The sequence below is a fragment of the Azospirillum sp. genome (assembly GCF_035627195.1).
Lineage (GTDB): Bacteria > Pseudomonadota > Alphaproteobacteria > Azospirillales > Azospirillaceae > Azospirillum.
In genome coordinates this window covers 1-12,870 of record NZ_DASPMG010000170.1, presented here as the reverse complement: position 1 = coordinate 12,870, position 12,870 = coordinate 1, and the positions used below count along the sequence as shown (strand labels likewise).

Here is a 12,870-nt window from a genome sequence, read left to right as displayed (position 1 = left end):
GCAACTCGCCGGCGCTTAAGTCTTCCCGGATCGGCAACGCCGCTGGCATCCGCTCCTCCCCGACGTGGACGGGGAATCGAATCACGGATCGCTCGCCTTGGGAATCCCCCTCAGTGAGTCAGCGCCTCCGCTCGCCGGTATCACGTCCCCTTCCTAATCTCCTGCATCATGTGCGCCATCAGCGAGCGCAGGCGGCCGGGTTTGACCGGCTTGTTCAGCTGGTGGTGTCCGGCCGCCTTGATGGCCCCCTTCACCTCGGCCGTGTAGTCGGCGGTGATGACCACCGCCGGCACTTTCGCACCCAGGCCGGCGCGGACCTCCTCGATGGCGTCCAGGCCGATCTGCTCGTCGTCCAGGTGATAATCCGCGATGATCAGGTCCGGCTTCCGGCCATCGGAACACAGCACCAGCGCCTCGGTCGCGCTGGCGGCGGCGATGGTCTCGCAGCCCCAGCCGTCCAGCAACGCCATCATGCCGCCCAGCACGGCGGCGTCGTTGTCGATGACCAGCACCAGGGCACCGGCCACGCTGTTGGCGCGCGCGATCGGCGGCTCGGCGGCGGCGTTCAGCGGTGCGGGGTCGCGGCCCAGCGGCACCTCGATGCCGAACAGGCTGCCGCGGCCGGGCACCGACTGCACGACGATCGGGTGGTCCAGCATGCGGGCGATGCGCTTGACGATGGCAAGGCCCAGGCCCATGCCTCGGTCGCGCCCGCCGTTGTTCAGGCGGCGGAACTCCTCGAAGATCTCGCCCACCTTCTCCGACGGGATGCCGACGCCGGTGTCCCACACGCCGACCAGCAGCTTGTCGCCGCGCCGCCGGCAGCCCACGACGATGCCGCCCTCCGGCGTGTAGCGGATGGCGTTGCTGATGAAGTTGCGCAGGATGCGGCCCAGGAGGCGCGGGTCGCTGCGCACCGGGCAGTTGCAGGGGATGACCCGCAGCTTCAGCCCCTTGGCGCGCGCCACCATGGCGTGCTCCGCCGCCATGACGCTGAGGATGTCCTTGATGCGGAAGTCGGTGATCTCGCTCTGCAAGGCACCGGCGTCCAGCTTGGAGATGTCCAAGAGCGTCGTCAGCAGCTCGTCCACCCCCTCCAGTGCTGCGAGCGAGTTCTGCACGAGGCCGCGGTTCTTGGCGGCGAGGCGCCGTTCCGACAGCGCGGTGATGAAGACGCGCGCGGCGTTCAGCGGCTGCAGCAGGTCGTGGCTGGCGGCCGCCAGGAAGCGCGTCTTCGACAGGTTGGCCTGGTCGGCCTCGGCCTTGGCCTGGCTCAGCGCCTCGTTGGCGGCGCGCAGCTCGGCGGTGCGCTCCTCGACGCGGCGCTCCAGGCTTTCGTTGGCCTCGCGCAGCTGTTCGGCGGCGCGCTTGCGCTCCGTGATGTCGTGGATCAGCGCGAAGAAGCCGACCACCTCGCCGTTCGCCGCCAGATGCGGCACGTAGGTGGCCAGCAGGTGGCCGATGCGGCCCTGGGCGTCGGGCAGCGACAGTTCGAACTCGCACGGCTCGCCCATCAGGGCGGCCTCCACGAACTCCTGGCGCTTGTCGTAGTGCTCGGCCCCCAGCACGTCGCGCATGGCCTGCCCGTCGATCTCGTCGCGCGGGCGGGCGAACCAGTCCTCGTACGCCTTGTTGGTGAAGCGGTAGCGCTCGTCGGCGTCGACGTAGGCGATGAGCGCCGGCACCGCGTCGGTGATCAGGCGAATGCGCCGCTCGCTGTCGCGCAGCGCCTCTTCCGACCGTTTGCGCTCGGTGATGTCGGTGTAGGTGGTGACGAAGCCGCCGTCGGGCATGATGGTGCGGCGCAGCTCGATGACGCGGCCGTTGCCCATCTCGTGCTCCGCCGCCAGCGGCTCGTTCGGCCGCTCGACGCGCAACGCGCCGTCGGCGTCCAGCGAGAACTGGCGGCGCATGCAGTCCGACGCCAGGAAGGGCCGCAGCGAGGTGCCGGGCCGGGCGAGGTCGGCCGGCAGGTCCAGCAGCTCGATGAAGCGGTCGTTCCAGGCGACGAGGCGCAGCGAGGCGTCGAACACCGACACGCCCTGCGACAGGTTGTCGAGCGTGGCCTGAAGCAGTGCCGACTTCTCGGCCAGTTCGCGTTCGCGCTGGCGCTGTTCGCTGCGCTTGATCTCCGTGATGTCGGTGTAGCTGGCGACGATGCCGCCGTCGGCGGTGCGGCGTTCGCTGATCTGCACCCAGCGGCCGTTGCGGAACTGCAGGACGAACGGCTCGCCGGGGTTGCGGTGGCTGGCGATGCGGCGCGCCACCCAGCCCTCCACGTCCTCGCCCTCGGCGACGTCGATGACCAGCTCCTCGTCCACGGCGCGGCGGATGATCTGCTCGAACGGCACGCCGGGGCGCAGGTCGTCGGCGGCCCCCGGCCACAGCTCCCGGTACTTGCTGTTGCACAGCAGCAGCTTGTCCTCCGCGTCCCACAGGACGAAGCCTTCGGAGGTGGACTCGATCGCCTCGCTCAGCCGCCCCTTGGCGGTCTGCGCCTCCTCCATGGCGATGGAGAGCTGGCGGTTGGTGTCCTTCAGCTCGCGCAGGGCCGATTCCAGCGCCAGGGTGCGCTCGCGCACCTTGGTTTCCAGCACGATCGCCGTCTGGAACAGCGAGAAGGCGTTGCCCTGGAAATCCATGGACCGCTCGACGCGGTCCATCAGCGCCTTGCTGATCTTGCGCAGCTTGGTGTTCTCGCGCTCCAGCCGGGCCAGCCGCTCCTCCACCGGCAGGTCCGCGTCGAGGAACGGCTCGGTGAGGGGGCCGAGCGGGCTCACGGCGCCGCCCTCCGGCCGATCGCCACGCCGGTGAAGGTCTGGTTCACGTGCATGGCGAGGTACTGTTCACCATAGGTGGAGAAGCCGACCACCTTGTTGTCGACCATCAGCCGGCCGACGCGGTCGGTCAGCCCCTTCTGCTCCTGCTCCAGGTTGCGCAGCACGCATTCGCAGCCGATCACCAGCTCCGGCGGGCCGATGTCGTTGCGCAGGTCGCCGAACAGCCGCTCCAGGTTCTCCACGAGGTCGATGCCGCGCGCCACGGTCAGCACGATGCCCTGGTCGATGGCGCAGAAGAAGGTCAGGCTGTGGTCCGGGTTCACCTTCTGGATCGAGCGCACGAAGTACGACCCGCCGATGCGCACCACCACCGGGTGGGCGGCGAAGATGGTGGGCGTCAGCTCGTCGATGTTCAGCCCGACGACGCGGGCGTACTCGCGCGCCGCCGGCTCGCCGTTGATCTCGGTGACGATGCGGTTCACCGGGTCGGCCTCCGTCACCACCATCTTCTCTTCCGAGCTGACGAAATGCTCGGTCTTGAAGACGCGGAAGGGCAGGCTGGTGGACACCAGCAGCAGCACCGCGCTGTCCTGGTGGAACACCCCGTCGTGCAGCACGCAGGTGCGGCGGAACTGCAGCGTGTCGCCGGCCGATCCGCCGAACAGCGGGATGCCACCCAGTGAATCGTGCAGGGCGCTCACCACCGCTTCCTCGCAGCCCGACAGGCCGTCGATCAGCAGCATGGCGAAGGTGCGGTCGCGCGACAGGCCGGGCGCCTCGCGGTCCAGCCGGCGCAGTGCCCGCTGCACCAAATCGTTGCCGCGCGCCATGTGGAAGGTGTGCAGGTTGTCGATCCGCTCCGCCACCGCGATGAAGCCCGGGCTGGCAAGGCTGATGCCGACGATGGAGCCGCGGCGGTAGCCGGCCGGCGTGATCTCCCCCGCCGTGGTACACCCCACAACGGGAATGGGGCCGAAGGTCTCCGTCAGCGCCCGGCTGACCGCCGGGAAGTCGCGGTCGGGCGAGACGAAGACGAGGACGAGCGACGGGTTCGGCTGGTCCAGCGCCGCCTTCAGCTCGCGCGCCGCGTCCCACGGGTCGGGCGCGCTGGTGACGCCGCTGCGGATGCAGGCGGACAGCTTCGGGTCCATGACGCTTCCTTCCAAGGCGTTTCCCTCCCCCTGGGGCGCCGGGCCGTCTTGCGTGGCGGCTTCCTTTGCGCGACATGCGACTCATAGCCCCCCGGCGCGTCCGCGAGAAGTGGGCAATTCGTATGCATGCGTCCTTCAGCGTGGCGCAAAACCTTGATAAAAATCAACAATTTCCGTCAGCGCGGGGCGCATCGTCCGGAGTGCCGTCAATTGGTACTTTATGCCAATTGAAGTGGGGGCTTGCATGCGTTCTGATCGGGGAAGCCGTGGGGCAGCCGCCCCGCGGCCACCACCACGCGACCTCGAAAGGGAGGAACGGCCATGAAGAAGTGGGTGAAGCCGGCTTACTGCGACCTGCGCCTGGGTTTCGAAGTCACGGCGTACGTCTACGTCCGCTGACGTGCGGGAGGGGCCGTTCGCGGCCCTTCTCCTCTTGACCCTGGAGAGCGAGCATGGTGATCGGCAAGCCGCCGGGTGCGGCCGACGTGGTCGAGATCAACCCGATGTACCTGTTCCGCTGGGAAGAGGCGCAGCAGGCGCATGTGCTGCTCTACCCGGAAGGCGTGGTCAAGCTGAACGACACGGCGGCCGAGATCCTGCAGACGTGCGACGGCGTGCGCACCGTGGACGATGTCGTCGCCGACCTGTCGGCGCGCTTCGACGCCGACGTCCGCGACGACGTTCTGGAATTTCTGGAGGTGGCGCATGCCCAAGACTGGATCCGGGTTAAGCCTTGACGGCCTTGGCCTGCCCCTCTGGCTGGTGCTGGAGCTGACCTACAAGTGTCCGCTCAAGTGCCCGTGGTGCAACAACCCCGTCGACTTCGACCGCTACCGCAACGAGCTGACCACCGAGGAGTGGAAGGCCGTCCTGCGCGAGGGGCGGCGCCTGGGCTCCCTCCAGCTGGGCTTCAGCGGCGGTGAGCCGGCCCTGCGCAAGGACCTGGAGGAGCTGGTGGGCGAGGCCGACCGCCTCGGCTACTACACCAACCTGATCACGTCCGGCGTCGGCATCGACGCGGAGCGCATCCGCGACCTGAAGAAGGCCGGGCTGAAGCAGGTGCAGCTCAGCCTGCAGGCCTGCGACAGCGAACTGAACGAGACGATGGTCGGCATCGACGTGTTCGACCAGAAGATCGCCGTCGCGCGCGAGCTGAAGGCGCAGGGCTTCCCGATGGTGCTGAACGTGCCGGTCAGCCGCTACAACATCGGGCAGACGCAGGCCTTCATCGACCTCGCCGCCGACCTGGGCGTGGAATACATCGAGTTCGCCAACCTCCAGTACTACAACTGGGCGCTGCTCAACCGTTCCGAACTGCTGCCGACGCGCGAGCAGCTGGAGGAGTCGGAGGAGGTGGTGAAGCGGGCGCGCGAGCGCCTGGGCAACAAGCCCAAGATCTACTTCGTCATTCCCGACTATTACAGCGAGCGGCCGAAGGCCTGCATGAACGGCTGGGGCTCCATCCACCTGACCATCGCGCCCGACGGCTCGGCCCTGCCGTGCCAGGAGGCGCGCCTGATCAAGGAGCTGGACTTCCCCAACGTGCGCGACCACGGCCTGGACTGGATCTGGAAGGAGTCGCCGGCGTTCCGCAAGTTCCGCGGCGACGACTGGATGAAGGACCCCTGCCGCAGCTGCGACGAGAAGGAGAAGGACTTCGGCGGCTGCCGCTGCCAGGCCCTGATGCTGACCGGCGACGCCGCCAACACCGACCCGGTGTGCACCAAGTCCCCCCACCGCCACCTGATCGACGAGGCGGTGGCGGCGGCGCAGAAGCGCGGGCCCCGCAGCGAACGGCCGCTCTACATGCGCCAGCGCGGCCAGGAGAACCTCGCCGCCGCCGCCGGCGACGACTGAGCGGCCGGCGATGGACAGTTTCGCCCTGGATGTGGTGGCGCGCTGGCTGCACATCGTCGGCGTCATCATCTGGATGGGCCACAACTGGTCCAACGTCGTGCACAACCCGACCTACCGCCGGGTCCTGCCGGCCGATCCGGCGGCGGACGTGCGCGGCGTGTTCGTCGCGGCGTCCAAGCGCGAGCACGGCATCTTCCGCCACGCCTCGCTGCTCGTGTGGGCGAGCGGCCTGTTCATGCTCTGGCACCGGGGGGAGCTGGCCGACGCGCTGACGCTCTCCGGCCCATCGGCGGTGATCGGGCTGGGGGCGTGGACCGGCACGCTGATGGTGCTGAACCTGTGGTTCGTCATGTGGCCGCACCAGAAGAAGGTGCTGGGCTTCGTCGACGCGCCGGTCGAGGAGCGGCTGCGCTGCACCCGCGTCACCTTCCTGGCGTCGCGCACCAACACGGTGCTGTCGGTCCCGACCCTGGTGTTCATGGTGGCCGGCGCGCACGGCGTGTTCCTGTTCTCGTAAGCGTGTCACCGTGCGTATCACGCGCGCAAAAAGTGGGCACACCCGACAATTGGCAATTGCCCGGAGAAACTCTAAAGTCGCGTGTCGGGAGCACCGGCGACGCGGCCGGATGCGGCGGGATTCGGCCGGGGATTTGGTTGGCATGGGTGGGTGGAAGGACGCGCTGAACGCGGTGACCACGGCGGTCGGCGTGCGCGCGCTGGGTGTGTTGCACGGAGCGCGGCCGGCGCCGCGCATGCCCGTCCGCGCCATGGGGCTGCATTTCCCGAATCCGCTGGGTCTCGCCGCCGGCTTCGACCGCTCCGGCGCCATGGTCGGGGCGCTGGCGGCGGCCGGCTTCGGCTTCGTCGAGGTCGGCACGGTGACGCCCGGCACGCCGCCCCGCCTGCCCCATGACCGCGACTGCCCGGTCGGCGTCAACATCGGCAGCCGGCGCGACGGGCTGGATTCGGCGGTGGTGGACGACTACGCCGCCGCGCTGCGCGCGCATTGGCACCGCGCCGACTACCTCGCCGCCAACCTCAGCTCCCCCTTCTTCCGGCGCGACGAGGACCCGGCCGCCGTCGACGCGCTGCTCGACCACCTGAAGCGCGAACAGGCGGAGCAGGCGCAGGCCACCGGCCGGCGCGTGCCGCTGACGCTGAAGGTGCACGCGGGCGAGGACGGTACGCCGCTGCCCACGGCCGTGCACGCGGCGCACGCCCACGACGTCGACGGTCTCGTCCTGGTGTCGGCCAGCCCGCGGCGGCTGGCGGCGGTCGCGGCGGCGCTCGACCCCATGCCAGTGATCTCGGTGGGCGGCGTGCACGGCAGCTGGGACGTGCAGGAACGGCTGGCCGCCGGGGCGGCGCTGGTGCAGGTCTACACCGCCTTCGTGCGCGGCGGGGCGCGCTACCCGCGCCGGCTGCTGGCCTCCATCGGCGCGGAGATGCCGGCGTGACGGCCATCCTGCTCGCCCTCGCGGCATCCTGGACGGCGCTGCTGGTCTGGCTGAACCGGCGGCAGGCCGCGCACCTGCGCACGCTTGGTGCGGGGGCGGGGGCAGGGGCGGGGGAAGGCTGGCTGGACGCCGCATCCGCCCGCACCGCCATCGACGTGACGCTGGCCCGCACCCGCCTGACCATCGCCGGCACGCTGGCGGAGGGCGCGGTGGTGGCGCTGCTGCTGGGCGGCGGCGTGGCGGCGCTGGACCGGCTGTTCGCCGCCTTCGGCCCGGTGGCCGGGGCGGTGGTCCTGGTCACCGTGGTGGTGGCGCTGCGGGGTGCCGTGCGGCTGGCGGTGCAGGCGGCGGGCGTGTTCGGGATCGACGCGCGGCACGGGCTGAACCGCGCCTCGCCGGGGCTCTTCCTGGCCGACGCGGCGAAGCGCGCGGCGCTGTCGGCGGCACTCGGCCTCCCGGTTCTGGCGGCGGTGGCGTGGCTGGCGGATCGGGGCGGGGCGGCGTGGTGGCTGTGGGCCTGGGGCCTGTGGTTCGCCGTGGCCGTCCTGCGCACGGCGGTGCAGCCGCTGGTCGCCGCGACGGTGCTGAACCGCAGCGCGCCGCTGGCCGACGCGCGGCTGGCCGGCCGGCTGGAGGCGCTGCTGACGCGCTGCGGCCTGCGGTTGGGCGCGGTGCGGGTGGTCGACGCCTCCCGCCGCACGCGGCGCGCCAACGCCAGCGTCGTCGGATTGGGTGCTGCGCGCCGCATCATGCTGCACGACACGCTGCTGGATCGGCTGGCGGAGGACGAGGTCGAGGCGGTCGTGGCGCACGAGGCCGGGCACGCCCGCCACCATCACGTGGCGCGCTACTTGGCCGGGATGGCCGCGACGGGCTTTGCCGCCTTCGCGGCCCTTGCCGTTCTTGGGCCGATGGCGGGGGGCAGCGTGGGCGAACGGCTCGCCGTCTTCGTGCTGGCGCTGCCGCTGGTGGGCCTGTTCCTGCGCCCCATGGCGGTGCGAATCCTGCGCGGCTGGGAGTACCAGGCCGACGCCTTCGCCGCCCGGAACACCAGCGCCGAGGCGCTGTCGCGCGCGCTGGTGAAGCTCTATGCCGCCAACGCCAACGCCCCCGGCGGTGACCCGCTGCACGCCGCCTTCCACGCCAGCCATCCGGAGCCGGCGCAGCGGCTGGCGCGTTTGCGGGCGTAAAGCGCCGATCCCGAAAACGAAACCGGCGGCGCACCGTGAAGGTGCTGCCGCCGGTCCCGTCGGTCCGACCGGCGCCGGGATAAGGCGCCGGTAAACCCTCCCTGAAAAGCGTCGGTCACCGCGGCCGGGTTGTTCCCGTGTCTCGACGATGCCCGTGGTCTCTGGACTTTGTCTGTCCGTGCCTTCCAACCCTGGCGCATGGTGGCCGGTCGTGCCGGCCTGCGCTCTGTTGTGTGTGCAAACTAACGGTTCCTGACCTATGGGTCAAGGTCGTGCCGCATCGGCCAAACGGCTTACGCTTCCAGGAGGGAGGCCAGCTTCAGCGCCACGCCCATGGAGCCTTCCACCTTCAGCTTGCCCATGGTGAAGGCCAGCATGGGGTTGAGCTGCCCGTTGATCAGCTTGTTCAGGTTCTCGGGCGTCATGCGGATGGTGCAGTCGGCATCGCTGCTCCCGTTGGCATCGGCGCGCGTCACGGTGACCGGATTCGCGCGGGCGTCCACCAGGATCATGTCGCCGGGGCCGCCGAGCGCGAAGCGCACCTTCGCCCCCAACCCGCGCAGGTCGCCGGAACGGGACTGGATGGTGCTGACCAGGTCATCGACCATGAAGGATCCTCCGAAGTTCGTGTGCTGAAAGTTCGTGCGGTACGCACTTGACAGTAAGGATGCTTTACGTTTACGTCAACGTCATAAAGAGGACGTTGCAGGGCGATGCCTAAGGGAACCCGACCCGAGCCCCGAGAGCAACGCCGAGAGCAACAATGAAAAAGGGGAGCGAACATGATCACGTCCAGGACATCCGGAATCGGTATGCCCTCCCGCCCGGCCCCCACCCATCCGGCATTTCGCCGCTGACCCCGGCCGACGCGAGGAGAGCGGACCCATGACCGACAGCCTTGCCCGCGCCGGGCTCACCCCCGCGTCCGGAGAGACGCAGCATTCCTGGCTCAAGGCCTACCCGCCCGGCATCGACTGGGCCATGCCGATCGCCCCCAGGGCGATGGGCGCCGTGTTCGACGAGGCCGCCGCCCGGTTCGCCGCGCGCCCGTGCCTGGACTTCCTCGGCCGCCGCAGCACCTATGCCGAGGTCGCCGAACTGGTGAACCGCGCCGCCCGGGGCTTCCAGGCGCTGGGGGTGGGGCCGGGCGTGAAGGTCGGGCTGTGCCTGCCCAACACGCCGTTCTACGTGGTCTGCTTCTTCGCCGTGCTGAAGGCCGGCGGCACCGTGGTGAACTACAACCCGCTCTACGTCGAGCGCGAGCTGGAACACCAGATCGAGGATTCCGAGACCGACCTGATGGTCACCCTCGACCTCAAGCAGGTGTACCCGCGCGTCGGCCTGATGCTGGACCGCACCCGGCTGAAGCGCATCATCGTCTGCAGGATGGCCGACATCCTGCCGACCGTGAAGGGCCTGCTGTTCCGCGTGCTGAAGCGCAGCGAGCTGGCCGACATCCCGGCCGACGACCGGCACCTGCCGTTCGAGACGCTGCTCGCCAACGACGGCCGGCCGTCGCCGGTGCGCATCGACCCGGTGCACGACATCGCGGTGCTGCAATACACCGGCGGCACCACCGGCGTGCCCAAGGGTGCCATGCTGACGCACGCCAACCTGTCGGCCAACCTGTTGCAGGTGAAGTCGTGGTTCCCCGGCATGAAGGACGGGGAGGAGCGGGTGCTGGCCGCGCTGCCGTTCTTCCACGTCTTCGCCATGACGGTGGTGCTGAACCTGGGCATCGTGGCGGGGGCGGAACTGATCCTGCTGCCGCGCTTCGAGGTGAAGCAGGTCCTGAAGACGATCGCCAAGCGCCGCGCCACGCTCGTCCCCGGCGTGCCCACCATGTACAAGGCGCTGGTCACCGCGCCGGACGTGGCCAAGTACACCCTGACCTCCATCCGCTACTGCATCTCCGGCGGGGCGCCGCTGCCGCTGGAGCTGAAGCGCCAGTTCGAAACCATGACCGGCTGCGTGCTGGTGGAGGGATACGGCCTTACCGAGGCCTCGCCCGTGTGCAACTCCAACCCGCTGACCGGCGTCAACAAGGAAGGCTCGATCGGCCTGCCGTTGCCCGGCGTCGTCGTGCAGATCCGCGACATGGAGGACCCGTCGCGCGTCCTGCCGCCGGGCGAGAAGGGCGAGCTGGTGCTGAAGGGCCCGAACGTCATGGCCGGCTACTGGCGCCGCCCGGACGAGACGGCGCGCGTCATCGGCCCGGACGGCTTCCTGCGCACCGGCGACGTCGGCACCATCGACGAGGACGGCTACGTCTTCCTGCTCGACCGGCTGAAGGACCTCATCATCTGCGGCGGCTACAACGTCTACCCGCGGGTGATCGAGGAGGCGATCTACCTGCACCCGGACGTGGTGGCGGCCTGCGTCATCGGCCTTCCCGACGACTACCGCGGCCAGACGCCGAAGGCCTTCGTGCAGCTGAAGCCCGGCGCCAGCTTGTCGGAGGGGGAGCTGAGAGCCTTCCTGGCCGACAAGATCTCGCGCATCGAGATGCCGAAGCACATCGAGTTCCGCGCCGAACTGCCCAAGACGGCGGTCGGCAAGCTGTCCAAGAAGGAACTGGTGGCGGAGGAGCAGAGCAGGGCGCAGGGGTAAGCGGGTGAAAGGGCACCTTGGACTTCGCGCAATGGTGTGCTACGTACGTCGGATAACCCGGCGGCAACCCTCTGACGTTTAGGTCAGGAAGCGGCCGGGCCCCGCGAACGAAGGCGCCCTGTGATGGAAGAGCTTTATTCGGTCAACCAGCTCGCCGAGGAACTGGGCATCACGCCCCGCGCCCTGCGCTTTTACGAGGTGAAGGGGCTCCTGTCGCCCAACCGGGTCGGCAACAACCGCGTCTACACCAAGCGCGACCGGGCGCGGCTGAAGCTGATCCTGCGCGGCAAGCGCCTCGGCTTCTCGCTGGCGGAGATCAAGGAATACCTGGATCTCTACAACGTCGACCGCGGCAACGTCGGGCAGCTGAAGCTGTTGCTCGGCCGGGTCCGGCACCGCCTGGGCGAGCTTGCCCTGCAGCGCCAGGACATCGACGCGACGGTGGCCGAGCTGGAAGAGATCGAGAAACAGGTGCTGTCCGCCGTGGGCGAGCGCGGCACCAAACCCGACGGGGACTGAGCCCGGAGGACGCCGACGCGCCCTCCGGCCGGCTCCGGACCACGGAGAGGACGCGAGGGTGCGATGAATCTGCTGTTCCGTCTGGTCGCGGTCGTTCTGGCCGCGCTGTTCGGCCGGCCCCTGGGCCTGACCGAGGCCGGGCGGCTGCGCCTGCGCGTGTGGCCGACCGACCTCGACTTCAACCTGCACATGACCAACGCCCGCTACCACAGCGTCATGGACCTGGGGCGGATCGACCTTCTGGTGCGCAGCGGCCTGATGCGGGTCATGCTGAAGCGGCGCTGGACCACGGTGCTGGGCGCGGTCAACGTCCGCTTCCGCCGCTCGCTGCGGCCCTTCCAGCGCTTCGAGCTGGTCAGCCGCGTGCTGTGCTGGGACGAGAAGTGGATCTTCATCGAACACCGCGTCGAAACCGCGGCCGGCACGGCGGCCGTCGCGGTGATGCAGGGCGTCTTCCTGGCCGGCGGCCGGCCCGTGCCGACGGACGAGGTGCTGGAAGCACTGGGCCTGCCGGCCAAGAGCCCGCCGATGCCCGACTTCGTCGCCGACTGGCGCCCGCAATCCCTGCCGATCGAGCCCGCGCCCGCGCCGCGCATGGCCGCCGAGTGATCCCCGCCGAGTGATCCATCGAGGAGGAAAGAGCACCCCCATGAAGATCCTGGTCCCCGTGAAGCGGGTGGTCGACTACAACGTGAAGGTCCGCGTGAAGGCGGACGGGTCCGGTGTGGAGACCGCCAACGTCAAGTTCTCGATGAACCCCTTCGACGAGATCGCTGTCGAGGAGGCGGTGCGCCTGAAGGAAGCCGGCAAGGCCACGGAAGTGGTGGCGGTGAGCATCGGCCCGGCCACCGCCCAGGAAACCCTGCGCACCGCGCTCGCCATGGGCGCCGACCGCGCCATCCTGGTGCAGACCGACGCCGAGACCCAGCCGCTGGCCGTCGCCAAGCTGCTCAAGGCGCTGGTCGACAAGGAGCAGCCGCAGCTGGTCGTGCTCGGCAAGCAGGCCATCGACGACGACTGCAACCAGACCGGCCAGATGCTCGCCGCCCTCCTCGGCTGGCCGCAGGGCACCTTCGCCTCCAAGGTGGCGCCGGGTGACGGCGTGCTGACCGTGACGCGCGAGATCGACGGCGGCCTGGAAACCATCGAGCTGAAGCTCCCGGCCGTGGTCACCACCGACCTGCGCCTCAACGAGCCGCGCTACGCCAGCCTTCCCAACATCATGAAGGCCAAGAAGAAGCCGCTCGACACCGTCACCCCGGATGCCCTGGGTGTGGACGTGGCGCCGCGGCTGAAGACGCTGAAG

Annotated in this window: 13 protein-coding genes; 10 read left to right on the top strand and 3 right to left on the bottom strand. The window is 69.7% G+C overall.

The features are described 5' to 3' along the window. Window positions 1–140 precede the first annotated feature (140 nt). Together VED21_RS15440 and nosP are read right to left on the bottom strand one after the other, a co-directional pair. The gene (locus VED21_RS15440) at window positions 141–2,780 is read right to left on the bottom strand and encodes a NahK/ErcS family hybrid sensor histidine kinase/response regulator (RefSeq protein ID WP_324883487.1); all 2,640 of its coding nucleotides are present in this window, start codon (window positions 2,778–2,780) and stop codon (window positions 141–143) included. Then, complete coding sequence (nosP, locus tag VED21_RS15435) at window positions 2,777–3,931, bottom strand: nitric oxide-sensing protein NosP (protein WP_324883485.1); 1,155 nt, start codon at window positions 3,929–3,931, stop codon at window positions 2,777–2,779. Before nosP ends, VED21_RS15440 begins: the two co-directional genes overlap by 4 nt. Window positions 3,932–4,252: 321 nt before the next feature. Here nosP and pqqA point away from each other — a divergent pair, with 321 nt between their 5' ends. From pqqA to VED21_RS15410, 6 genes are all read left to right on the top strand, one after another. Continuing rightward, window positions 4,253–4,330 carry a pyrroloquinoline quinone precursor peptide PqqA gene (gene pqqA / locus VED21_RS38975; protein ID WP_414638215.1) on the top strand — a complete coding sequence of 26 codons (78 nt, stop codon included), beginning with the start codon at window positions 4,253–4,255 and terminating at the stop codon, window positions 4,328–4,330. Between the two features lie 53 nt (window positions 4,331–4,383). Further along, window positions 4,384–4,668, top strand: a complete 285-nt coding sequence (gene pqqD, locus VED21_RS15430) for a pyrroloquinoline quinone biosynthesis peptide chaperone PqqD (RefSeq protein ID WP_324883483.1) — start codon at window positions 4,384–4,386, stop codon at window positions 4,666–4,668. After that, window positions 4,637–5,788 carry a pyrroloquinoline quinone biosynthesis protein PqqE gene (gene pqqE / locus VED21_RS15425; protein ID WP_324883481.1) on the top strand — a complete coding sequence of 384 codons (1,152 nt, stop codon included), beginning with the start codon at window positions 4,637–4,639 and terminating at the stop codon, window positions 5,786–5,788. Before pqqD ends, pqqE begins: the two co-directional genes overlap by 32 nt. A gap of 10 nt (window positions 5,789–5,798) precedes the next feature. Beyond that, a complete protein-coding gene (locus VED21_RS15420) occupies window positions 5,799–6,305 on the top strand; it encodes a urate hydroxylase PuuD (protein WP_324883479.1) in 507 nt (168 codons plus the stop codon). 142 nt (window positions 6,306–6,447) lie between these two features. Continuing rightward, a complete protein-coding gene (locus VED21_RS15415) occupies window positions 6,448–7,245 on the top strand; it encodes a hypothetical protein (RefSeq protein WP_324883477.1) in 798 nt (265 codons plus the stop codon). Then, entirely contained in the window at window positions 7,242–8,435 is a 1,194-nt protein-coding gene (locus VED21_RS15410) for a M48 family metalloprotease (RefSeq protein ID WP_324883475.1), read from the top strand. The genes VED21_RS15415 and VED21_RS15410 overlap by 4 nt, the downstream gene beginning before the upstream one ends. A 293-nt stretch (window positions 8,436–8,728) precedes the next feature. On the opposite strand, the gene VED21_RS15405 is transcribed toward VED21_RS15410, so the two are convergent. Beyond that, window positions 8,729–9,043, bottom strand: a complete 315-nt coding sequence (locus VED21_RS15405; RefSeq protein WP_324883473.1) for an SCP2 sterol-binding domain-containing protein — start codon at window positions 9,041–9,043, stop codon at window positions 8,729–8,731. Between the two features lie 277 nt (window positions 9,044–9,320). On the opposite strand from VED21_RS15405, the gene VED21_RS15400 reads away from it, so the two are divergent. The 4 genes from VED21_RS15400 to VED21_RS15385 form a co-directional block, all read left to right on the top strand. Next, window positions 9,321–11,045 (top strand): long-chain fatty acid--CoA ligase, encoded by a 1,725-nt coding sequence (locus VED21_RS15400; RefSeq protein ID WP_324883471.1) that lies wholly within the window; start codon window positions 9,321–9,323, stop codon window positions 11,043–11,045. Between the two features lie 123 nt (window positions 11,046–11,168). Further along, entirely contained in the window at window positions 11,169–11,564 is a 396-nt protein-coding gene (locus tag VED21_RS15395) for a MerR family DNA-binding transcriptional regulator (protein ID WP_324883469.1), read from the top strand. A gap of 63 nt (window positions 11,565–11,627) precedes the next feature. After that, a complete protein-coding gene (locus VED21_RS15390; RefSeq protein WP_324883467.1) occupies window positions 11,628–12,173 on the top strand; it encodes a thioesterase family protein in 546 nt (181 codons plus the stop codon). Between the two features lie 40 nt (window positions 12,174–12,213). Next, window positions 12,214–12,870, top strand: a 657-nt coding sequence (locus VED21_RS15385) for an electron transfer flavoprotein subunit beta/FixA family protein (protein WP_324883465.1), incomplete at its 3' end; no start/stop codon positions are given.